Raw genomic sequence first — 21,755 nt, 5'->3', positions numbered from 1 at the left:
GCGCCATGTCCAGCTCCTCCGGGTCGGTGACCTGGTGGGCGGTGCCGTGGGCGACCACCGAGCGGAAGTTCACCGAGTGGTTGAAGGCGGACTTGGTCAGCACCAGGGCGTCGACCTGGGTCACGGTGATGCAGACCGGCATGCCCTGCTCGTCGGAGGCGCCGCGCAGCGGGCGGCTGCCGGTGGAGCCGTGGACGTAGAGCCGGCTGCCGACCCGGGCGAAGATCGTCGGCAGCACGACCGGGGCGCCGTCGGCGATGAAGCCGAGGTGGCAGATGTAGGCGCTGTCGAGGATGGCGTGGATCGCCTCCTGCTCCCAGGTGGCGCGGTCCTTGTAACGGGTGGGGGTGGTGCGGGGGGTACGGGAGTAGGTGGCGTCGCTGGTCGGCGTCGTGGTGCTGTGCGTCGGCGTGTCCGGCATGACAACCTCAATGTACTAGTGCATAATCTGTTTTGTGCTAGGAGACTATCCGCTGAAAGGGCGCCGCGCCAGCGAAATCGCCGCCCACATCGAACAGGGCGTGAGCAGCGGGCGGCTCGCCCCGGGAACCGCGCTGCCCCCGCTGCGCGACCTGGCCGCCGAACTCGGCGTCAACCCCAACACCGTGGCCGCCGCCTACCGGCTGCTGCGCGATCGGGGCGTGATCGAGACGGCCGGCCGCAAGGGCAGTCGGATCCTGCCCCGGCCCGCGCTCACCACCCGCGACCAGATCCGCGTCCCCGTACCCCCGCACGCCCGTGACCTGTCCACCGGCAACCCCGACCCGGCCCTGCTGCCCGACCTCGCCCAGGCCCTCGCGGCGGCCGCCGAGGCCGCGAAGGCCCAGCCGGTGCTCTACGGGCACCCGAACACCGACGCCGGACTGCTCGCGCTCGCCCGTGCCTCCTTCGAGGCCGACGGGTTGCCCGGCGGCCCGATCGTGGTCGCCTCCGGCTCGCTGGACAGCATCGAGCGCACCCTCGGCGCGCACCTGCGCCCCGGCGACGCGGTGGCGGTGGAGGACCCGGGCTGGGGCAGCCTGCTCGACCTGCTGCCCGCGATGGGGCTGCGGCCCGCGCCGGTGCGGCTGGACGACGAGGGGCCGCTGCCCGACTCGCTGGCCGCGGCGCTCGCCGAGGGCGCCCGCGCGGTCGTGGTGACCAGCCGGGCGCAGAACCCGACCGGCGCGGCGCTCAGCGCCCGGCGGGCCGAGGCGCTGCGGGCCGTCCTGGCCGGGCACCCCGGGGTGCTGCTGATCGAGGACGACCACGGGCACGGCATGGTCGACCAGCCGTACCACCCGCTGGTCGGCGCCGGGCCGCGGCACTGGGTGGTGGTGCGCTCGGCGGCCAAGGCGTACGGACCGGACCTGCGGGTGTCGGTGGCGGTCGGCGACGAGGAGACGATCGGCCGGGTCGCCGGGCGGCTGCGGCTGGGCGCCGGGTGGGTCAGCCACCTGCTGCAGCGCGCCGTCGCCGAACTGTGGCGCACCGACGCGGCGCCGGTCGCGCGGGTGGCGGCCGCCTACCGGGCGCGGCGGGACGCGCTGCTGGGCGAACTGGCGGCGCGTGGGATCGCGGCGCACGGGGAGAGCGGGTTGAACGTCTGGGTGCCGGTGCCGGACGAGACCTCGGCGCTGGCGGCGCTGGTGCAGCGCGGCTGGGTCGCGGCGCCCGGGGCGCGGTACCGGATCCAGTCGCCGCCCGGGCTGCGGTTCACCACGGCCCGGCTGGAGGCGGCGGACGCCCGGCGGTTGGCGGAGGACCTGGCGGAGGTGCTGGGGTCGGGCGGGGCCGGTTCGCGGCTGGTGTGAGCGGGGCTGCCGGGGACGGGGTGGTTTGCGGGCGGATTCCGGCGGCGGGGTGAACTACGGGTCGACCGCGGGTGAGGCCTGGTCTGAACCCGTCGGTAACAAATGCGGAAACCTGGCGCAGACGCCTAGCGGCGGCGGGCGGGGCCATGTCATCTTCATCGCGCCACCGGCCGGCGGCCCACCCTCACCTACGCGTCTTCCCGTCCCCACACCACGGGGAGACCGAGCCGCAGGAGTTCCGCCGTGCCCGAAAACCGTTCGAGCATCACCCGCAGCACCCCTCGACTCGGCCGTCGGCTGCTCGCCGCCGCCTTCGCCCTGCCGCTGACCGTGGCCGGGCTGGCCGTCGCCACGCCCGCCTCGGCCGCCCCGGGCGGGGTCTCGGCCGGGGCGGCCGGCGTCTCGGCCGGCCTTTTGGCCGGGCCCACCGCGAGCGTCACGCTCGGCGACAGCTACATCTCCGGCGAGGCCGGACGCTGGATGGGCAACGCCGCCGGCACCACCGACGACCACAACGGCACCGACCGGGCCTGGAACGGCAGTTCGGCCGATCCTTCGGCCGTGTACGGCGCCACGGCGGCGAGCGGTTGCGACCGCTCCGACGTCGCCGAGGTGACCGGCGCCGCGACGGTCGCCCAGAGCCAGATCAACCTGGCTTGCTCCGGGGCCGTCACCGCGAACATCTTCCGCGCCGCCGACGGCGGTCAGTCGCTCAAGGGCGAGGCCCCTCAGGCCGACCAACTCGCCACCGTGGCACGGCAGAACAACGTCAAGCTGATCACCCTGTCGATCGGCGGCAACGACCTCGGCTTCGGCGGCATCATCTCCGACTGCGTGCAGGACTACCTGATCTGGAACTCGTACTGCCACGACTCGGCGCAGTCCTCGGTCGACTCCAAGATGCCGACCGCGATGGCCGGGGTCGGCAAGGCGATCGACGAGATCCGCGCGGTGATGGCCGACGCGGGCTACGCGCAGTCGGACTACCGGCTGGTGCTGCAGTCCTACCCGTCGCCGATCCCGCGCAGCGCCGAGATGCGCTACCCGGAGAGCGGCTGGAGCCGTTCGGACACCGGCGGTTGCCCGTTCTGGAACGCGGACGCCGACTGGGCGCGCGACTCGATGGTGCCGCAGATCTCCAAGGCGCTGGCCGGGGTCGCGGCGGCCAAGGGCGCCCAGTTCCTGGACCTGTCCGACATGCTGCAGGGCCGCGAGGTCTGCTCGACGGCCACCCAGCAACCGACCGCGAGCTCCGCTCCGTCCGCCACCAGCAGCGAGTGGGCGCGGTTCGTGGACGGCGGGTTCAACACCACTCAGGGCGTGCTGCAGGAGTCGATGCACCCCAACTACTACGGGCAGTTGGCGCTCGGGCGCTGCCTGACCCTGCTGTGGGGGCAGAGCAGCGGTGACTACGCCTGCCGCAACACCGCCGGGCAGGACGCGAGCGGGATGTACCTGGCCGCACGCTGACGGACGCGCTTCGGCGCCCCGGCCGCGGCATTCCCGGCGGGGGCGCCGATGGCGTCCCGGCTCAGCCCTTGGCGAGCAGCGACTGGGCGTGGGCCCTGACCTGGTCCTTCGTCAGATAGGCGTCGGTGTACTCGAAGTCGCGCAGACGGGCGGGCTGGCGGGCGAGGAATCCGGTGCGGACGAAGTCGTCCCCGGCGGTCGCGTTGAGCAGCCAGTTCGAAGCCACCCGGAACTTGGCCGCATTGGTGCGCATCGCCATCAGGTGGTAGCCGCGGGCCACCAACTGGGCGGGCAGGCCGTGCAGTTCGACACCGATCGGCTTGGAGACCGCGTCCTTGCCGCCGAGGTCGACCACCAGGCCCAGATCCCTGTGGTAGTAGGGCTCCAGCGGCTGGTTGCGGAGCGAGGCGATCACGTTGTCGGCCACCGCGCGGCCCTGCCGGGCGGAGTGCTGGGCGGTCGGCGGGCAGACCGCGCCGTCGCCCTTGGCGAGGTCGGGGACGGCCGCGGCGTCGCCGAGCGCGAACACCCCCTCGAACTGCGGCACGCGCATCTCCGCCGTCACGGCGAGCCGGCCGCGGACCGTCTCCGCGTCCAGGGTGCCGATCAGCGGGCTGGCGGCCACGCCGGCGGTCCAGATCAGCGTGCGGCAGGGAAGCACCCGGCCGTCGGTGAACTTGACCGTCTCAGCGCTGACTTCGGCCACCGAGACGCCCAGCGACACCTCGATGCCGCGGCCCCGCAGGATCTCCAGGGCGGCGGTGCCCAGCACGTCGCCGAGTTCCGGCATCAGCTTCGGGGCGATGTCGATCAGGTGCCACTTGATCTGCCGGGCGTCGAGCCGCGGGTAGCGGCGGGCGGCGGCGGTGGTGAGGCGCTGCAGGCAGGCGGCGGTCTCGGTGCCCGCGTAGCCGCCGCCGACCACCACGAACTGCAGCCGGGACTCGCGCTCCTTCTGGTCCAAGGTGGCCGAGGCGAGGTCGAGTTGGGAGATCACGTGGTCGCGGATGTAGGCGGCCTCGGCGAGCGTCTTCATGCCGCGGGCGTAGTCGGTGAGCCCTGGGATGTCGAAGGAGCGGGTGACGCTACCGGGGGTGAGGACCAGGGCGTCGTACTTCTTCGCGACCACCTCGTCGGTGATCTTGCGGATGACGCAGACCTTGGAGGCCGGGTCCACACCGATGGCGCCGCCGGGGATGATGTGGGTGCGGCGCAGGGATCGGCGCAGCGAGACCGCCACGGACTGGGGGGTGAGGACGCCGGCGGCGACGTGGGGGAGGAGGGGGAGGTAGAGCTGGTAGCTGAACGGCGTGACCAGCGTGATCTCGGCCTCCGACGGCGCGAGCTTGTGTTCGAGGCGGCGGGCGCACTCCAAGCCGGCGAAGCCACCGCCCACGATCAGGATCCGAGGTCGTTCCATCGCTCATCCCTTTGTCGTGCAGGTCGTACCGTGAGGGTCCCCACCACTGTCCGCCACACTCGCACGGAGCAGCGGGGGCTGCCACCGGGGGCGGGCGGATGAGGGAGGGGAGGGGCAGGTGGGGTGCGGGTGGAGCGGGGTGGTGGCGGGGGTGCTGCCGGGTGGGGCGGACGTGAGGAGGGGGTGGGCACCGATAAGCTGTCGGGCGTGCTCCCCGAGGTGACGGCGGTCCGGTATGTGACGCCACTGCGAGAAGGCGGCTCGATGCCGGGCCTGGTCGAGGCCGACGACCGGCGGCTGTACGCGCTGAAATGGGTCGGCGCCGCGCAGGGTCGCAAGGCGTTGGTGGCGGAGGTGTTGGCGGGGGAGCTGGGCCGGCGGATCGGGTTGCCGGTGCCGGAGCTGGTGACCGTCGATCTGGACCCGGTGCTCGCGCGCAGCGAGCCGGACCACCAGATCCAGGATCAGATGCGGGCCAGCGGCGGCACCAACCTCGGGATGGCCTTCGTCAGCGGCGCGCTCAACTTCGATCCGCTGTGCTTCGACGTGGACCCCGAACTCGCCGGCCAGGTGCTCTGGTTCGACGCGCTGATCGGCAACGTCGACCGCTCCTGGCGCAACCCCAACCTGCTGGTGGCGACCGGCGGGCTGCGGCTGATCGACCATGGCGCGAGCCTGATCTTCCACCACAACTGGCCGGGCGCCGCCGCCTGGGTACGTCGTCCGTACGACGCCTCCGACCACGCGTTGCTACGCGCCCGGCCGGACCTGGCGGCGGCGGACAAGGCGCTGTCACCGCTCGCGGAGGCGGCGATCGAGGCCGCGGTGGCGCAGATCCCCGAGGTCTGGCTGCTGGACGAGTTCGGCTTCGACTCCCCCGAGGAGGTACGCGCCGCGTACCGTTCCCAGCTGTCCGAGCGACTGGCCGGTCCGCGTGACTGGCTGCCGGAGGTGCCCGCATGACCGAGCCGCTGCCGGCCGGGCTGCCGGCCGTCGTGGAGCTGTACGACTACGAGTACGCCGTGATCCGCGCGGTGCCGAGGGTCGAGCGGGGTGAGTGCGTCAACGTCGGGGTGCTGCTGTACTGCCGGCAGAGCGCGCACCTGGCCGCGCGGACGCACCTGGACCAGGCGCGGCTGCTGGCGCTGGACCCGGTGGCGGACGTGCACGGGGTGCGGCGGGCGTTGCAGGGGATCGAGGCGGTCTGCCTGGGTGGGCCGGCGGCCGGTCCGGCAGCCTCGGACAGCCCCGGGCAGCGGTTCCGCTGGCTGACCGCGCCGCGCAGCGCGATCGTCCAGCCGGGGCCGGTGCACACCGGGCTGACCGCGGACCCGGACGCGGAACTGCGGCGGCTGTTCGACCAGCTGGTGCTCTGATCCGGCCCTGATCCGCTGTGATGCGGGGCCGATCCGCTGTGATCCTGCTCCGAATGGCTGGACTGTGAGGCGACTCGCCGACGGTTGCCGTGGTCAAAGCTTGAGTTACTGAAGCACTGGGTCGTACGCTGGCCCCATGGGTTCGACGACGACGACCGTACCGACCAACGCCGAGCTGATGGAGGCGTTGGCCGCCGTCGGCGCCGCGTACTTCCAGGACTTCGCGGCGGCCGCGGCCCGGCACGGGCTCTCCTCCTCGCAGGCCAAGGCGCTGGGCTCGGTGCAGGAACCGGTGCCGATGCGGGCGCTGGCCGGGCGGCTGGGCTGCGACGCGTCGAACGTGACCGGGATCGTGGACCGGCTGGAGTCGCTGGGCCTGGCCAACCGCGAGGCGGCGGCCGGTGACCGCCGGGTGAAGATCGTGGTGATCACGGACGAGGGCCGGGAGATCCTGAACCACATCCGCGGGGAGATGGCCCGCACCCACCAGGCCTTCGAGGCGATGACCGACGAGCAGCGGGTCGCCCTGCACTCGATCTGCGCGCAGGTCCTGCCGGTGCTGGCCGGTCGGACGGGCGGCGCGCAGCAGTAGCGGGCCGCCCGGCGCGATGACGGCCAAGGGGCCGACGGGCGCGGGCGGTTCGGCGAGCGGAACGGCGAGTCCGTCCGGGCCGTGTTCGGAATCCGGCCCGGCCTCCCCAGCCGCCGACGATCGGCGTGACCTCGGCTGTTAGGCTTGCGAAGCGTGAGCGCGAAGCCCCAGATCCCCAATGTCCTGGCCTCCCGGTACGCCTCGGCGACCCTGGCCCAGCTGTGGTCCCCCGAGCACAAGGTGGTCCTTGAGCGCCACCTGTGGCTCGCCGTCCTGAAGGCCCAGCAGGACCTCGGTGTCGAGGTGCCGGTGAACGCCGTCGCCGACTACGAGCGGGTGATCGACCAGGTCGACCTCGGCTCGATCGCCGCCCGTGAGCGGATCACCCGCCACGACGTGAAGGCCCGCATCGAGGAGTTCAGCGAACTCGCCGGCCACGAGCAGATCCACAAGGGCATGACCTCCCGGGATCTGACCGAGAACGTCGAGCAGCTGCAGATCCGCCAGTCCCTGGAGCACGTGCGGGACCGCACGGTGGCCGTGCTGGTGCGCCTGGCCAGCCTCGCCGCCCAGCACTCCGAGCTGGTCATGGCCGGGCGCTCGCACAACGTGGCCGCGCAGGCCACCACCCTGGGCAAGCGCTTCGCGTCGATCGCGGACGAGCTGCTGGTCGCCTTCCGCCGTCTGGAGGAGCTGATCGCCCGCTACCCGCTGCGCGGGATCAAGGGCCCGGTCGGCACCGCCCAGGACATGCTGGACCTGCTCGGCGGCGACACCGGGAAGCTGGCCGAGCTGGAGCGCCGGGTCGCCGGGCACCTCGGCTTCGAGAACGTGCTGACCAGCGTCGGCCAGGTCTACCCGCGCTCGCTGGACTTCGAGGTGCTCACCGCCCTCGTCCAGCTGGCCGCCGCGCCGTCCAGCCTGGCCAAGACCATCCGTCTGATGGCCGGCCACGAGCTGGTGACGGAGGGCTTCAAGGAGGGCCAGGTCGGCTCCTCCGCGATGCCGCACAAGATGAACACCCGCTCCTGCGAGCGCGTCAACGGCCTGGCCGTGATCCTGCGAGGCTACGCCTCGATGACCGGCGAGCTGGCCGGCGACCAGTGGAACGAGGGCGACGTCTCCTGCTCGGTGGTGCGCCGGGTCGCGCTGCCGGACGCCTTCTTCGCCTTCGACGGCCTGCTGGAGACCTTCCTGACCGTCCTCGACGAGTTCGGCGCCTTCCCGGCCGTGGTCGAGGCCGAGCTGGACCGCTACCTGCCGTTCCTGGCCACCACCAAGGTGCTGATGGGCGCGGTGCGCGCGGGCGTCGGCCGGGAGACCGGGCACGAGGTCATCAAGGAGCACGCCGTCGCCTCCGCGCTGGCCATGCGCGCGGGCGCCCGGGAGAACGAGCTGCTGGACCGGCTGGCCGCCGACGAGCGGATCCCGCTGGACCGGGCCGCGCTGGACGCGCTGCTGGCCGACAAGCTGTCGTTCACCGGTGCGGCCGGGGCGCAGGTCGCCGAGGTGGTCCGCCGGGTGGAGGCCGTCGCGGCGGCCTACCCGGAGGCGGCCAAGTACGCGCCGGCCGACATCCTCTGACGCCGCGTCAGTTCTCCAGCGAGGGCCCTGCCACCGTTCCGGTGGCGGGGCCCTCGGGCGTCCTGGTGTGTCCGGGGTCGAGCGGCGGGGTGGTGGTGGCGCAGGGCCAGTCGCAGTTCGGCTCGGCCACCGGGTGCTCCTGCGGGGTGAGCACGTTGCCCCGGACGGTGGCGAAGGCGATCAGCCCGCCGCAGACCAGCAGGCCCGCGCAGATCAGCATCGCGGTGTGGAAGGCGGAGTCCACCGAGGACGGCACCCGGTAGGCATCGCCGCTCAGGCCGGCCAGCGCCGGGAGGGCAGCCACCGCGAGCAGGCCGGCCGCGCGGGCGGCGGCGTTGTTGACGCCGCTGGCGATGCCCGCGTGCCGTACGTCGACGGCGGCCAGCACCGTCGCGGTCAGCGGTGCGACCAGCAGGGTCATCCCGCTGCCCATCACCGCGACGGCGGGCAGCACGTCCGCCCAGTAGGAGGAGCCGGGGCCGGTGCGCAGCATCAGCAGCACCCCGGCGGCGCAGAGCAGCGGGCCGACGGTGAGCGGGATGCGCGGGCCGATCCGCTTGCCGAGGCGGCCGGCGCGCGCCGACAGGGTCAGCATCAGCACCGTGATCGGCACCAGGGCGAAGCCCGAGACCAGGGGCGAGAAGCCGGACACGATCTGCAGTTGGACCACCAGCAGGAAGAACACCCCGCTGAAGGCCGCGTAGACGCAGAGGGTGACCAGGTTCACGGCGGTGAACAGCCGGGACGAGAACAGTCCGAGCGGCAGCATCGGATCGGGTGCGCGGCGCTCGACGGCGACGAAGGCGGCGCCGAGCAGCAGGCCGATCGCGCCGGTGAGCCAGACGGCGGGGGACAGGCCCTCCCCGGCGGCGGTGAGCGCGTAGGTGATCGCGCCGAGGGCGAGTGCGGCGAGCAGCGCGCCGGGCACGTCGAAGCGGCCCGAGGCGGACTCGTCGCGGCTCTCCGGGACGTAGCGGGAGCTGACCGCGATCACGGCGGCGGCCAGCGGCAGGTTCAGCAGGAAGATCCAGCGCCAGCCGGGGCCGTCCACCAGCCAGCCGCCGAGGAAGGGGCCGATGGCCGCGGACACCCCGCCGAGACCGGACCACAGGCCCACCGCCGCCGAGCGGTCGTCAGGATGGAAGACGGCCTGGAGCATGGCCAGCGAGCCGGGGGTGAGCAGCGCCCCGCCGATGCCCTGGACGGCGCGGGCGGCGATCAGCACGTTGATGTTCGGGGCGAGGGCGCAGGCCGCGGAGGCGGCGGCGAACCAGACCACGCCGATCAGGAAGACCTTGCGCCGTCCGTACCGGTCGCCGAGCGCGCCGCCGAGCAGGATCAGGCCCGCCAGCGTGAGCAGATAGGCGTTCAGCGTCCATTGCAGGGACGCCAGGGAGGCGCCGAGGTCGGCGCCGATCCGGGGCAGGGCGACGTTCACCACGGTGCCGTCGAGCATCGCCATGCTGGAACCGAGCACCGTTGCCAGGAGAACCCAGCGGCCCTGCGCGGTGCTCAGGCGCAGGGTGCCGGCCGTTGAGGTGGCCACGGCCCGATCCTGCGCCCGGCGGGGTGCACGTGACAAGGGTCACCGGGCGGTGTGTCCAGGGTGGGCGGTGCGTGAGCGGATGGTCGCACTGGGCCGCCGAGGGCGGCGCAGCGTCGTGGAGCAGTGGCGCCGAGTGAATGGATTGTGCACGCACCGCATGGTGGGCCATGCGGAGGGTGACCGCGCCGCGGGGGGTTGTCGCTGGTTCAAGAGATCGACATTGCTTCACCCGAACGGATGGGTTTTAGTTCAGCGACCACCCGGCCAGCCTGGGTGGATCCACCGGGTGGAACGCCGAGTCCTGCCGCTGCCCAGTGGTTCGAACTGAGCTCTGCACGGCAGGAGCGGGGGACCCACAGGTAAGTCGCCGGACCGGAGTCCGCGCTGTTCAGCGCGAACGTCCAGGACCGGCTCGGGGTGAAGCCGCGCGTGCGGCCGGGCAACTCCAGCCCGAACCCGACAGCTCACCTCGCAGGCGTCGGAGAGGAATCCCATGCCTGCTCAGGCTCGTCGTATCGCCGTGCCCCGCGCCGCCCGCATCGGCATCGCAGTCGCCGTCACCGGTGTCTCCTTCGCCCTGCCGCTCGTGACCACGATGAGCGCCCAGGCCCACAACGCCCCGGCCGCCTCGGTCGTGCAGCACGCCGCCGCCGTGGATGCCGGGTCGGCCGCCCCGGCCGCCGCCCACGACGGCTACCGCGTCGTCGGCGGCGACAGCCTGTCCACGATCGTCGACGCCCGGAACGTCGAGGGCGCCTGGCCCGCGCTGTACGAGCAGAACCGCTCGGTGGTCGGCACCGACCCGAACCTGGTCTTCCCGGGTCAGTGGCTGTCGCTCGCGGCCCACGCCGACGCCGCCGAGCCTGCGGCCCCGGCCGAGCCTGCGGCCCCGGCCGAGCCGGCCGCCCCGGTCACCCAGAGCGCCGCCGCTGCCGCAGATGCTCAGGTGCAGGTTCGGACCGAGGCCGCCAAGCCGGGCGTCCAGGTCCAGACCCGGATTCAGAACGCCGCTCCGGCCCAGGCCGTCACCGCAGCCCCGGTCGCCGTCACCTCCGGCTATGTCGCCCCGCTGGCCAACCCGGTGCTGGGCGAGGCCTACGGCGTGGCCGGCTCGATGTGGGCCTCCGGCCACCACACCGGCCAGGACTTCGTCGCCTCCACCGGCACCCCGGTGCGCGCGGTCGCCAACGGTGTCGTGGTGAAGGCCGGCAACGGCGGTGCCTACGGCAACCAGGTCGAGATCAAGCTCGCTGACGGCAGGTACGCCCAGTACGCGCACCTCTCCGTGATCGGTGTGAAGATCGGTCAGACCGTCACCGCCGGCCAGCGGCTCGGCCTCTCCGGCGCCACCGGCAACGTGACCGGCCCGCACCTGCACTTCGAGATCCGCACCGGGTCGGAGTACGGCTCGGACATCAACCCGGTCGCTTACCTGCGGGTGCACGGCGTCGCGCTCTGACGCTGCGCAGCCCCTGTTCGGACCCCGCGCTGACCGCGGGTTTCAGGAACCACCGCTGGTGCGGGGCGAATCGACCGCCCGGGATGGTCATGTCGGGTGACCGCTCGACCGGGTGATCGCCGCACCGGTGGACATGGGCGCGGGACACGCCCAAGGCCGGCCCGGCTTCGCGAGGACCCCTCGTGGAGCCGGGCCGGCCGTTGCCGTTCGCGGCTCCGGGGGAGTTCGAGTGGGTGGGATCGCGCTGGCGCCGGCGGTGCGGCGCCGACGGCCGGAGCGGTACGCGCGGATGGGGCGGATCGTGCCGGAGGACGCCGTCGAGCGGTGACGCCCGGGCGTGGTCAGTTCCGGCGGACGGGCAGGCCGTGCTCGGCGGCGGCCAGCAGCTCGTGCATCCGGTGCCCGAAGTCCTCGGTGTCGCCGGCGGGTTCGGGGAAGACCAGGCGGACGTCGCGGTGGCCGTGCGGGTGGTCCAGACGCAGTACCAGGCCGTAGCGGTCGAGGGCGAGCGGGCGGATGTCCGGGTGTCCGGCGAGCAGGGCCGGGTCGAGCAGGCCGGTGAGCAGGTCGAGGGCGTCGGCGTGCTCGTCGGCCAGGTGGGTGAGCAGCGAGGCCTCGTGCCGGGCCAGCGGGTCGGGGGCGGCGAGGGCGAGGTCGACGGCAGTGAGCGCGCCGGTGCCGTACGGGGTGGCGAGGACGGCGTGGGCGACGTCCACGCGCAGGTGGACGCTGAGGCCGTCGTCGGCGAGGTGGGCCAGGTGCAGCCGGCCGGCCAGGGTGAGGCGGCCGCGGATCCGGTCGCGGACGGCGACCGGGGACACGTCGGTGACGTCGAGGACGACGGCCAGGCCCTCGGTGGCTTCGGCGGCGGCCGCGGTGAGCGGGGCGTCCAGCGGGGCGCGCAGCCGCAGCCGGGAGCCGTGCACGGAGACCGGGGTGTCCAGGTCGTGGTGTTCGCCGAGGGCGCGGACGGTGAGTGAGGAGGTCGCGCTGAGCAGGCTGTGGACCCGTTCGGCGGTGGTGGGCTCGGGCACCTCGGCGTCGCCGGTGGGCAGACTCATGAACGGACCTCCTGGTGGTTAGGTGAGCCTAACCTAATGTCCGCGCAAGGGTGTGGCAAGTGGATGGCGGGGTGCGGCGAGGGCCCGGACGCGTGACGGCGTCCGGGCGCTCGGGGGTTTCGCGGGGCGTCAGGCGACGACGGCCTGGGCGTCGATCTCCACCAGCATGGGCTCCTGGGGCAGCTCCACGAAGACCGTGGTGCGGCAGGGCTTCACGCCGCCGGGCTTGATGTTCTCCTCGATGAACTCGGCGTAGACCTCGTTCATCAGCGGGAAGTCGGCGCGCTTGGTGAGGTACACGCGGAACATCACCACGTCCTCGATGGTGGCGCCGCCCGCCTCGACGATGGCCTTGACGTTCTCCAGGGTGCGGCGGGTCTGGGCCCTCACGTCGCCGCGGTGGAGGTACTCGCCGGTGGCCGGGTCCTGCGGGCCCTGGCCGGAGACCTGCAGGATCGGGCCCTTGCGGACGCCCTGGGAGAACATCCACGCGGGGGCGGGGGCGCCGTCGGTGCGGATCTCGGTCTTGTCGCCGGTCTGGGGGTGCTCGGACATGGGGTTCCTTTGGAGGTGGCGGACCGTCAAATGCGGTCGGGGCTGCCGCAGTCGGCCGAGACGGCGCGGGCGGTGGTGAGCAGTCGCGGGAGGAGGTCCAGCACCTGCTCGTACGGGAGGACGACGTCGGGGACGGAGATGGAGGCGGCGGCGACCACCCGGCCGCTGGCGTCCCGGATCGGGGCGGCCACGCAGTTGATGAAGGACTCGTGCTCGGCGTGGTCCTCGGCCCAGCCCCGGGCGGCGACCTTCTCCAGCTCGGTGAGCAGCGCCTCGGGCGTGGCGAGGGTGCGCTCGGTGTGCGGGGTGAAGTCGATCCCGGCCACCACCCGGTGGCGCTCGGCCGGCGGCAGGTCGGCCAGCAGCACCTTGGACACGGCGGCGCAGTGCAGCGCGGTGCGCAGGCCGATCCGGGAGTACATCCGGACCGGATGGCGGGAGTCGAACTTGTCGATGTAGACCACCTCGCCGCCCTCGTACGCGGCCAGGTGCACGGTCTGGCCGGTGGAGGCGTTCAGCTCGGCGAGGTGCGGGGCGGCGATCCGGCGGATGCCGCGCTGTTCCAGAGCGAGGCCGGAGAGCGCGAACAGGCCCGCGCCGAGGTGGTAGCGGTAGGCGGAGTCGCGGTAGACGAACCGTTCCTCCTCCAGGCTCTGGAGCAGTCGGAGCACGGTGGTCTTGTGGACGCCGAGCACCTCGGCCAGCTGGTCGAGGGAGCGCTCGCCCTCGCCGAGCTGGGCGAGGATGCGCAGGGCGCGGGTGACGGTCTGGCTCATCGGGCTCGGGCTCCGGTCAGTGGGCTGGGGGTCGTGCTCATCGCGCCCGGGCCCGATCGGCCCGGGTCCCGGTCGGGTCGGCCTGCGGCGGGGGTGGATCGGCCTGGGCTCGGGGCTGTTCGCCGCGGGTTCGCGCTCGGGTGCCTCGGGTCCAGGACCGCTCGCCCCGGGCTCGGGACCCGTCGTCGGCGGGCAGCGCCGGGGAGGTGATGCCCTCGGCGCTGACCCGGGTGGCGGCCCAGTCGGCGGGCGAGGCGTCGAGCAGCGCGGCCACCACGGGCTCGGGCGGCAGCTCGGTCTGGTCGTCGGGGGCGGTCAGCGCGCAGGCGGCGCTCAGGTGGCCGAGCCGCAGCCGGCCGCGCTGGTCCAGGCGGCGGATCGTGCCGGCCAGGTAGCCGGCCGCGAAGGCATCACCCGCGCCGGTGGCCTCGACCACCTCGACGGCCAGCGCCGGTTCGGCGACCGCCGTACCGTCCCGCTCCAGGGCGGTGGCCACCCGGGCGCCGTCCTTGACCACGACGGTGGCGGGGGAGGGGAAGCGGCGGCGCAGCGCGGTGGGCTCGTCGGTGCCGAAGGCGGCCTGCGCCTCGTCGGCGCCGAGCAGCAGCAGATCGGCGGCGTCCAGCAGCGGTGGTAGCACGGCCGGGTCGCGGTCGCGCCAGAGCGCGGGGCGCCAGTTGAGGTCGAAACTGACCAGCGGGCCCGGGCGGCAGTCGGCGAGCAGGGCGCGCAGCAGGGCCAGGCAGTCGTCGGAGAGTGCGGCGGTGATGCCGGAGAGGTGCAGCAGTCGGGCGCCAGCCAGCAGCGCGACGGCGGCCGGGTCGGTGAGCAGCGCGGGGGAGAGCGCGGCGGCCGCGGAGCCGCGCCGGTGGTAGTGAAGGCGGCTGCGGCCGGGGCCGAGGTCGTGCCGGTGGCCGGTGTCGCCGCCGACCTCCTTGAAGTAGAGGCCGGTCGGTCGGTGCGGGTCGACCGTGACGGCGGAGACGTCCACCCCGCGGTCGGCGAGCTCGGCGAGCAGGCGGCGGCCGAAGCCGTCGTCGCCGACCCGGCTGATCCAGGCGGTCGGCACGCCGAGTGCGGCCAGAGCCCCGGCCACGTTGGACTCCGCGCCGCCGACGGACAGTCGGAAGTTCTCCACCGCCTCCAGCGGGCCCGGGCGGTCCGGGAGCAGGGCGGCCATCGACTCGCCCACGCAGACGGCCGTCGGGGGAGGACCGGGGCGGCGTGTCGGCCCCGGGGCGTCCTGTCGCGGCATCTGCTGGGCTCCTCGTCTGCGGCCGTTCCGTCGTGCGCGGGTCGACCTGGGCCGACCGTCGATGCTTGAGCGTCGGTGCGTGACTGTCGGCGTTGGACCGTCGGTGTCAGACCGTCGGTGTTCGACCGTGGGTGTTTGACCGTCAGCCGGGTCCGTTGACCGTGATCCGGCGCCGATGCTAGAACCGTGCTGCCAGTATGTGCAACCCTCGTTGCGCATGTTGCAACGAGGTGGATGGAGGAAATGGTGGAGCAGACGTTCGCGAACGGCACCAACGGGCCGGGCATCGCCGAAGCGGCGGTGGCGGCGCTGGCCGATGAGACGCTCGACTGGCGGTTCAAGGCCGCCCCGCCGGAGAGCTGGGGACACACCGTCCGGGACTGGCTCGCCACCGGCCCGACCCTCTCCTCACTCGGCACCCCGCTGCTCACCCTCGACGGCGCCGCGCTCGACCACAACGTCCGTACCATGGCCGACTGGTGCGCCAAGGCGGGTGTCGCGCTCGCCCCGCACGGCAAGACCACCATGGCGCCCGCCCTGTGGCAGGCCCAGCTCGCCGCCGGCAGCCACGGCATCACCCTCGCCAACCTGCCGCAGGTCCGGGTCGCCCGCGCCTTCGGCGTGCAGCGGATCCTGCTCGCCAACACCCTGCTCGACCCGGCCGGGCTCGCCTGGCTCGCCGCCGAGCTGCGCGCCGACCCGGGCTTCGCCTTCCTCTGCTGGACCGACTCCACCGAGGGCGTCCGGCTGATGGACGAGGCGCTGCGCGCCGCCGGGGCCGAACGGCCGGTCGAGGTGCTGGTCGAACTCGGCGGCCCGGGCGGGCGAACCGGCGCGCGCGGGGTGGACGCGGCCGTCGAGATCGCCGCCGCCGTCCTGCGTGCCCCCACCCTGCGGCTCGCGGGCGTCGGCGGGTACGAGGGCGCGCTCGCCCACGACGCCACCGCCGAGGGGCTGGCCACCGTCCGCGGCTACCTGAAGGCCCTCGGCGAGCTGCACGGCCGGCTCGCCGACGCCTACCCGGACGATGCGCCGCCGGTGGTCTCGGCCGGCGGCAGCGCCTACTTCGACCTGGTGGTCGAGGAGTTGGCCGCGCTGCCGGAGGCCCTGGTGGTGCTGCGCTCGGGCGCGTACATCGCCCACGACGACGGCTTCTACCGGGGCATCTCGCCGCTCGCCCGGCACGGCGGCCAGGCCGCGTTCCGCGGCGCGCTGCACGGCTGGGCCCGAGTGGCCTCCCGGCCCGAGCCGCAACTGGCGCTGCTGGACGCGGGCAAGCGCGACCTGCCCTTCGACGAGGGGCTCCCGGAGCCGCAACTCGTCCGTAGTGGAGCGGAGTTGACCAGCACGGCGGCCCGGATCACCGCGCTCAACGACCAGCACGCCTTCCTGCGCGACGCCGGCGACCTCGCGCCGATCGGCGCGGTGCTGCGGCTCGGCGTCTCGCACCCGTGCACGGCCTTCGACAAGTGGACGGCGATCCCGGTGCTGGACTCCGCCGACGCGGCCGAGCCGAAGGTCACCGGGCTGGTCAGGACCTTCTTCTGATGACGGAGGCGGCGAGAGCGGTCTTCAGGGGCGCGACGGTCGTCGACGGCACCGGCGCCGAGCGCTACCGGGCCGACGTCCGGATCGCCGACGGCCTGATCGCCGAGATCGGCCAGGGCCTGGACGCGCCGTCGGTGGTGGACGCCGACGGGCTGGTGCTCGCCCCCGGGTTCATCGACATGCACGCCCACTCCGACCTGGCCCTGCTGCTCGAACCCGAGCACCCGGCCAAGGTCACCCAGGGCGTCACCTGCGAGGTCCTCGGCCAGGACGGTCTCTCCTACGCCCCGGTGGACGACACCACGCTGCCCGAGCTGCGCCGCCAACTGGCGGGCTGGAACGGCGATCCGGAGGACCTCGACTGGGACTGGCGTGACGTCGCCGGCTACCTGGACCGGATCGACCGCACCGGCGTCGCCGTGAACGCCTGCTACCTCGTGCCGCACGGCACACTGCGGACGCTCGCCATGGGCTGGGTCGACCGCCCGCCCACCCCGGCCGAACTCGACCGGATGCGGCAGGTGTTGGCGAAGAGCCTGCTGGACGGCGCGGTCGGCATGTCCAGCGGCCTCAGCTACACCCCCGGGATGTACGCCGACACCGCCGAGCTGGTCGAGCTGTGCACCGTGGTGGCGGCCTACGGCGGCTTCCATGCCCCGCACCAACGCTCGTACGGTGCCGGGGCGTTGGCGGGCTACGCGGAGATGGTGGAGATCTCCCGGCGGTCCGGCTGCGCACTGCACCTGACCCACGCCGCGATGAACTTCGGCGTCAACCGGGGCCGGGCGGGCGAACTGCTGGAGCTGGTCGACCGGGCGCTCGCCGACGGTGTCGACCTCACCCTGGACAGCTACCCCTACCTGCCCGGCTCCACCACCCTGGCCGCCCTGCTGCCGAGTTGGGCCGGTGAGGGCGGACCGGCCGCGACGCTGGCGCGGCTGGCGGATCCGGCGCAGTGCGAGCGGATCCGGTACGAGGTGGAGGAGAAGGGGAGCGACGGCTGCCACGGCGTGGTCGCCGACTGGGCGACGATCCAGATCTCCGGCGTCCGCTCGGCCGGGCTCGCGGGGGCGGTCGGCCGGACGGTCGCCGAACTCGCCGCCGAGCAGGGGCGCGGCGGGACGGAGGTCTTCCTCGACCTGCTGCGCCGCGACGGGTTGGCCACCACGATCCTCCAGCACGTCGGACACGAGGAGAACGTCCGGACGATCATGCGCCACCGCGTGCACACCGTCGGCAGCGACGGGCTGCTGGTCGGCGCCCGCCCGCACCCGCGTGCCTGGGGCACCTTCCCGCGCTACCTCGGCCACTACAGCCGGGATTCGGGCGTGCTGACCCTGGAGGAGACGGTCGCCCGGATGACCGGCCGGCCCGCCGCCCGGCTGGGACTGCACCGGCGCGGGCGGATCGCCCCCGGACACCACGCCGACCTGGTGCTCTTCGACCCCGAGCGGGTCCGGGACGCCGCCACCTTCGAGCAACCCCGGCTGCCCGCCGAGGGGATCGCGTACGTGTACGTCAACGGCACCGCCGTCGTCCGGCAGGGTCGTACCACCGGCGCCCGGCCGGGGCGCGCCCTGCGTCGCACCGATCGAGGAACTCTGGCCGCATGACCGCTCCTTCCGTTGGTCCCTCCGCCGGGCTCTCGGCCGGCCGCTCCGCCGCTTCGTCCGCCGGGCCTCCCCCGCTGAGCGGCGATCCGGTGATCGCGGTGGTCCGCGCGCCCCGCATCCCGGACGCCGCCGCGCTGTGCGCCGCGCTCGCGGAGGGCGGCATCCGGATCACCGAATTCACCTACACCACGGCGAATGTGACGGACCATCTGAAGCTGGCCTCCGAAGCGGGATGGCCGGTCGGGGTCGGGACGGTGCTGACCGCCGAGCAGGCCGAGCGCGGCATCGCCGCCGGGGCGTCCTTCCTGGTCACCCCCGGCTGCCGGCCCGAGGTCGCGGAGTGGGCGCGGGCGAGCGGGGTGCCGGTGGTGCTGGGGGCGCTCACCCCGACCGAGGTGGCCCGGGCGGTGGACCTCGGGGCGGCCGCCGTCAAGATCTTCCCGGCCCGGGTGTTCGGACCGGGCTACTTCAAGGACCTTCGCGGGCCGTACCCGGACGTGCCACTGGTGGCCTCCGGCGGCGTGAACGCGGGCAACGCGGCCGAGTTCCTGGCACAGGGCGCACTCGCGGTGTGCGCGGGGACGGACGTGGTGCCGCCGGAGGCGGTCGCGGCGGGGGACTGGGCGGAGATCACCCGGCGGGCCCGGGTGTTCACGGAGGCCTGTGCGGCGCCTTTCGAGCGGTAGCGGGGCGGGCCGGGTCGGAATCGTGGAGAGGCGGGCTGTCGGGACGGCCGGAAAAGGACGAGAATCGTTGGCACCCGGTTGAGCGGCACCCGGCTCAGCCCGGGCAAGCCCGGCCCCTCGGCCCCGGCCCGTACGCCCCCGGACCCGGTAGGAGGACCCACCCCATGACCTCGACCCGCCCCGGGCCCGACTGGCTGGACGGCGCCGTCCTCTACCAGATCTACCCGCAGACCTTCGCCGACTCCGACGGGGACGGCATCGGCGACTTCGCCGGCATCACCGAGCACCTCGACCACCTCGCCTGGCTCGGCGTGGACACGGTCTGGCTCAACCCCTGCTTCGCCTCGCCGTTCCGCGACGCCGGCTACGACGTCACCGACTACCTCACCCCGGCGCCGCGCTACGGCCGCACCGAGGACCTGGTCGCGCTGGTCGAGGCGGCGCGCGGCCGGGGCATCAGGATCCTGCTGGACCTGGTCGCCGGGCACACCTCCGACCGCCACCCCTGGTTCCTGGCCGCGGCCGAGGACCCGTCCGACCACCGCTACATCTGGTCCGACCGGCAGGTGGACGGCTTCGTCGCCTCGCCCGGCAGCCGCCCCGGCTGGTACCGGCCGAACTTCTTCGACTGTCAGCCGGCGCTCAACTTCGGCTATGCGCGCGGCAGTTCCGAGGAGCCGTGGCGTCAGCCGGTGGACGCCGACGGTCCGCGCGCCAACCGGGCGGCGTTGCGCGGGATCATGGCCCACTGGCTGGGCCTCGGCGTGGCCGGGTTCCGGGTGGACATGGCGTACTCGCTGGTCAAGGACGACCCGGGCAAGGTCGAGACCACCAAGCTCTGGGCCGAACTGCGCGACTGGCTGGACCGCACCCACCCCGGGGCCGCGCTGTTCGCCGAGTGGGGCGAGCCCGCCGCAGCCGTCGCGGCCGGATTCCACGCGGACTTCTTCCTGCACTTCGGCGGCGACGACCACGGCCTTCCGCTTCGCTCGCTCTGGAACAACAACGCCGGGACGGTGGAGGAGTTCTGGCAGCAGGGCCCGTGCTACTTCGAGGCCGAGGGGCGCGGTACCCCGCAGCCGTTCCTGGACGCCTGGCGTTCCGCCGCCGAGCTGACCGAGGGCAGCGGGCACATCGTGCTGCCCACCGCCAACCACGACTTCTCCCGGCTCGCCACCGGCCCGCGCGGCGGCGAGCAGCTCGCCCCCGCCTTCGCCTTCCTGCTCACCTGGCCGACCCTGCCCGCCGTCTACTACGGCGACGAGATCGGCATGCGGTACGTGCCCGGGCTGCCGGACGTCGAGGGCAGCGTGCTCGGGCCGCGTTTCAACCGGGCGGGTTCGCGGACCCCGATGCAGTGGACGCCCGGCCCCGCCGCCGGGTTCTCCAGCGCGCGGCCCGAGCGGTTCTACCTGCCGCTGGACCCGGACCCGCAGCGCCCGGACGTGCTCTCCCAGCGCGCCGACCCGACCTCGCTGCTGCACACCGTCCGGCGGCTGATCGCGCTGCGCCGGGCGCATCCGGGGCTGGGCGCCTCCGGCGGGGTGGAGGTGCGGAACGCCGGGTACCCGCTGGTGTACACCCGGGCCGGGCGGTACCTGGTGGCGGTCAACCCGCGTCGGGAGCCGGGGGCGGTGCGGCTGGCGGACGGCTGGGGCGGGCTGCGGCCGCTGGAGGCGCAGGGCGTGCGGGTGGCGGGCGGCGAGCTGCGGGCGGACGGGTTCTCGTACGGGGTGTTCGAGCTGTCGGACTGAGCGGTCCGGGCCCCGGCAGGCTTTCGATCGGCGTTTAGTAGTTGTAAGCTACATCCATAGATGGTTGCATTTACCACCTTCATTGGTGGTATTTGCCACCTTGATCGAGAGTTCGCCGGAGGACGTACGAACGCCATGAGCACACCCCAGACACCCGCCGCAGCGCCCACCCTGGGGCACTCGCTCAAGCACCTCGCCGTCCACCTGCTCACCCCGCTGCTGATGTGCCTCGGCATGGCGCTCGCCTACCAGGGCGCCTTCCACCAGCCGGAGCCGCACCACCTCAAGGTCGCCGTGGTCGGGACCGGCCCGCAGGCGGAGGGCCTGGCGCAGGCGATCCGGACCAGGGCCGGTGACGCGCTGGACGTCCGCACCGTCGTCGACCGTGTCTCCGCCGGACAGTTGCTGCGCGACCGCGACCTGGTCGGCGCCTTCGTGCCGGACGCCAAGAGCCCCGAGCTGATCGTGGCCAAGGGCAACTCGGACACCTCGGTGGTGGCCGCCACGGCGGTGTTCACCAACGTCACCGACAAGCAGGGCGTCCCGCTGCACGTCACCGACCTCACCACCCCCGCCAAGGGCGACCCGACCGGGCAGGGCCTGTTCTTCCTGTTGGTCGCGCTGAGCATCGGCTCCTACGCCAGCGTCGCGGCGATCGGCGCCGCCGGTGCCGGGCTGAGCATGCGGACCCGGGCGCTGGTGGGCGTGGCGGTCTCGCTGGTCGTGAGCGTGATCGGGATCGTCACCGCCGGACCGGTCTTCCACGTGGTCGACCACGACTACGCCGCGATCTGGGCGCTCGGCTGGCTCTACTCGGCGGGCATCGTGCTGATCGGCATCGGCCTGCACAGCTTCCTGAAGAAGTGGACCACGCTGGCCCTGATGGTGCTGTTCGTGATGCTGAACTTCACCTCCTCCGGCGGCATCTACCGGCCTGAGCTGCAGAACGGCTTCTTCGGCGCCCTGCACGGCTTCTGGACCGGCGCCGGCTTCCTGGAGGGCGCGCGCAGCATCATGTACTTCGACGGCGGCGCAGGCCTCGGCGGGCATGTGGTGACCCTGCTGGTCTGGCTGCTGCTGGGCGGGGTGGCCCTGGTCGCCGCGGCGATGTACGAGGGCCTCGGGCGGCGTCCGGTGGAGACGGCGGCGCAGGCCGAGGAGGAGATGGAGGAAGCGGTCGCGGTCTGAGGGTCGGACGACTGTACGGCCGAGCGGCCGGGGGGCTCGACCCCCCGCCGCCCCGCCCGGCCCGGCCGTCGTTCCGGGG

The 21,755-nt window shown here is 73.6% G+C and carries 19 protein-coding genes and 1 riboswitch; of the genes, 12 read left to right on the top strand and 7 right to left on the bottom strand.

Annotation, left to right across the window (positions count from 1 at the left end; genetic code table 11):
• A partial coding sequence (locus tag ACFVWU_RS38555) for a pyridoxamine 5'-phosphate oxidase family protein (RefSeq protein ID WP_387629858.1) occupies window positions 1–421 on the bottom strand: 421 nt, incomplete at its 3' end.
• Window positions 422–455: 34 nt separating this feature from the next.
• Between ACFVWU_RS38555 and ACFVWU_RS38550 the strand changes: the two genes are divergently transcribed.
• Entirely contained in the window at window positions 456–1,793 is a 1,338-nt protein-coding gene (locus ACFVWU_RS38550; protein WP_387629856.1) for an aminotransferase class I/II-fold pyridoxal phosphate-dependent enzyme, read from the top strand.
• A 243-nt stretch (window positions 1,794–2,036) separates the two neighbouring features.
• Window positions 2,037–3,263, top strand: coding sequence for a GDSL-type esterase/lipase family protein (locus ACFVWU_RS38545; RefSeq protein ID WP_387629853.1), 1,227 nt, complete (start codon window positions 2,037–2,039; stop codon window positions 3,261–3,263).
• Window positions 3,264–3,324: 61 nt separating this feature from the next.
• Here the strand turns inward: ACFVWU_RS38545 and ACFVWU_RS38540 are convergent, their stop codons facing one another.
• A complete protein-coding gene (locus ACFVWU_RS38540; protein WP_387629851.1) occupies window positions 3,325–4,683 on the bottom strand; it encodes an NAD(P)/FAD-dependent oxidoreductase in 1,359 nt (452 codons plus the stop codon).
• 207 nt (window positions 4,684–4,890) lie between these two features.
• On the opposite strand from ACFVWU_RS38540, the gene ACFVWU_RS38535 reads away from it, so the two are divergent.
• The 4 genes from ACFVWU_RS38535 to purB all read left to right on the top strand — a co-directional run bounded on the left by ACFVWU_RS38535 (window position 4,891) and on the right by purB (window position 8,235).
• Window positions 4,891–5,646: a HipA family kinase gene (locus tag ACFVWU_RS38535; RefSeq protein WP_387629859.1), complete on the top strand. Its 756-nt coding sequence runs from the start codon at window positions 4,891–4,893 to the stop codon at window positions 5,644–5,646.
• Window positions 5,643–6,059, top strand: coding sequence for a DUF3037 domain-containing protein (locus tag ACFVWU_RS38530; protein ID WP_387629848.1), 417 nt, complete (start codon window positions 5,643–5,645; stop codon window positions 6,057–6,059). The genes ACFVWU_RS38535 and ACFVWU_RS38530 overlap by 4 nt, the downstream gene beginning before the upstream one ends.
• Before the next feature lie 136 nt (window positions 6,060–6,195).
• Window positions 6,196–6,651, top strand: a complete 456-nt coding sequence (locus tag ACFVWU_RS38525) for a MarR family winged helix-turn-helix transcriptional regulator (protein WP_387629845.1) — start codon at window positions 6,196–6,198, stop codon at window positions 6,649–6,651.
• A gap of 144 nt (window positions 6,652–6,795) precedes the next feature.
• Window positions 6,796–8,235 carry an adenylosuccinate lyase gene (purB, locus tag ACFVWU_RS38520; RefSeq protein ID WP_387629843.1) on the top strand — a complete coding sequence of 480 codons (1,440 nt, stop codon included), beginning with the start codon at window positions 6,796–6,798 and terminating at the stop codon, window positions 8,233–8,235.
• A 7-nt stretch (window positions 8,236–8,242) separates the two neighbouring features.
• Here purB and ACFVWU_RS38515 read toward each other — a convergent pair whose 3' ends face one another.
• Window positions 8,243–9,781 (bottom strand): MFS transporter, encoded by a 1,539-nt coding sequence (locus tag ACFVWU_RS38515; RefSeq protein WP_387629841.1) that lies wholly within the window; start codon window positions 9,779–9,781, stop codon window positions 8,243–8,245.
• A 312-nt stretch (window positions 9,782–10,093) separates the two neighbouring features.
• Window positions 10,094–10,272, top strand: a riboswitch (cyclic di-AMP (ydaO/yuaA leader).
• A gap of 2 nt (window positions 10,273–10,274) precedes the next feature.
• Between ACFVWU_RS38515 and ACFVWU_RS38510 the strand changes: the two genes are divergently transcribed.
• On the top strand, window positions 10,275–11,240 hold the full coding sequence (locus tag ACFVWU_RS38510) for a peptidoglycan DD-metalloendopeptidase family protein (protein ID WP_387629839.1): 966 nt from the start codon (window positions 10,275–10,277) through the stop codon (window positions 11,238–11,240).
• A gap of 341 nt (window positions 11,241–11,581) precedes the next feature.
• Here ACFVWU_RS38510 and ACFVWU_RS38505 read toward each other — a convergent pair whose 3' ends face one another.
• The 4 genes from ACFVWU_RS38505 to ACFVWU_RS38490 all read right to left on the bottom strand — a co-directional run bounded on the left by ACFVWU_RS38505 (window position 11,582) and on the right by ACFVWU_RS38490 (window position 14,887).
• Window positions 11,582–12,301, bottom strand: coding sequence for a DUF2470 domain-containing protein (locus ACFVWU_RS38505; RefSeq protein WP_387629837.1), 720 nt, complete (start codon window positions 12,299–12,301; stop codon window positions 11,582–11,584).
• A 129-nt stretch (window positions 12,302–12,430) separates the two neighbouring features.
• Window positions 12,431–12,856 (bottom strand): RidA family protein, encoded by a 426-nt coding sequence (locus ACFVWU_RS38500; RefSeq protein WP_387629834.1) that lies wholly within the window; start codon window positions 12,854–12,856, stop codon window positions 12,431–12,433.
• Window positions 12,857–12,882: 26 nt separating this feature from the next.
• A complete protein-coding gene (locus ACFVWU_RS38495) occupies window positions 12,883–13,632 on the bottom strand; it encodes an IclR family transcriptional regulator (RefSeq protein WP_387629832.1) in 750 nt (249 codons plus the stop codon).
• A 37-nt stretch (window positions 13,633–13,669) separates the two neighbouring features.
• Window positions 13,670–14,887, bottom strand: coding sequence for a sugar kinase (locus ACFVWU_RS38490; protein ID WP_387629830.1), 1,218 nt, complete (start codon window positions 14,885–14,887; stop codon window positions 13,670–13,672).
• Between the two features lie 243 nt (window positions 14,888–15,130).
• Here ACFVWU_RS38490 and ACFVWU_RS38485 point away from each other — a divergent pair, with 243 nt between their 5' ends.
• From ACFVWU_RS38485 to ACFVWU_RS38465, 5 genes are all read left to right on the top strand, one after another.
• Complete coding sequence (locus ACFVWU_RS38485) at window positions 15,131–16,435, top strand: amino acid deaminase (protein WP_387629827.1); 1,305 nt, start codon at window positions 15,131–15,133, stop codon at window positions 16,433–16,435.
• On the top strand, window positions 16,435–18,048 hold the full coding sequence (locus ACFVWU_RS38480) for an amidohydrolase family protein (protein WP_387629824.1): 1,614 nt from the start codon (window positions 16,435–16,437) through the stop codon (window positions 18,046–18,048). The genes ACFVWU_RS38485 and ACFVWU_RS38480 overlap by 1 nt, the downstream gene beginning before the upstream one ends.
• Window positions 18,045–18,734: a bifunctional 4-hydroxy-2-oxoglutarate aldolase/2-dehydro-3-deoxy-phosphogluconate aldolase gene (locus ACFVWU_RS38475; RefSeq protein ID WP_387629822.1), complete on the top strand. Its 690-nt coding sequence runs from the start codon at window positions 18,045–18,047 to the stop codon at window positions 18,732–18,734. Before ACFVWU_RS38480 ends, ACFVWU_RS38475 begins: the two co-directional genes overlap by 4 nt.
• 164 nt (window positions 18,735–18,898) lie before the next feature.
• Window positions 18,899–20,488: an alpha-amylase family glycosyl hydrolase gene (locus ACFVWU_RS38470; protein WP_387629820.1), complete on the top strand. Its 1,590-nt coding sequence runs from the start codon at window positions 18,899–18,901 to the stop codon at window positions 20,486–20,488.
• Between the two features lie 135 nt (window positions 20,489–20,623).
• The gene (locus ACFVWU_RS38465) at window positions 20,624–21,676 is read left to right on the top strand and encodes a hypothetical protein (protein WP_387629817.1); all 1,053 of its coding nucleotides are present in this window, start codon (window positions 20,624–20,626) and stop codon (window positions 21,674–21,676) included.
• Window positions 21,677–21,755 lie beyond the last annotated feature (79 nt).

This window comes from Kitasatospora sp. NPDC058190 (assembly GCF_042883685.1).
Lineage (GTDB): Bacteria > Actinomycetota > Actinomycetes > Streptomycetales > Streptomycetaceae > Kitasatospora.
The sequence above is the reverse complement of the archived record's forward strand: the minus strand, read 5'-3'. Positions and strand labels throughout refer to the sequence as shown.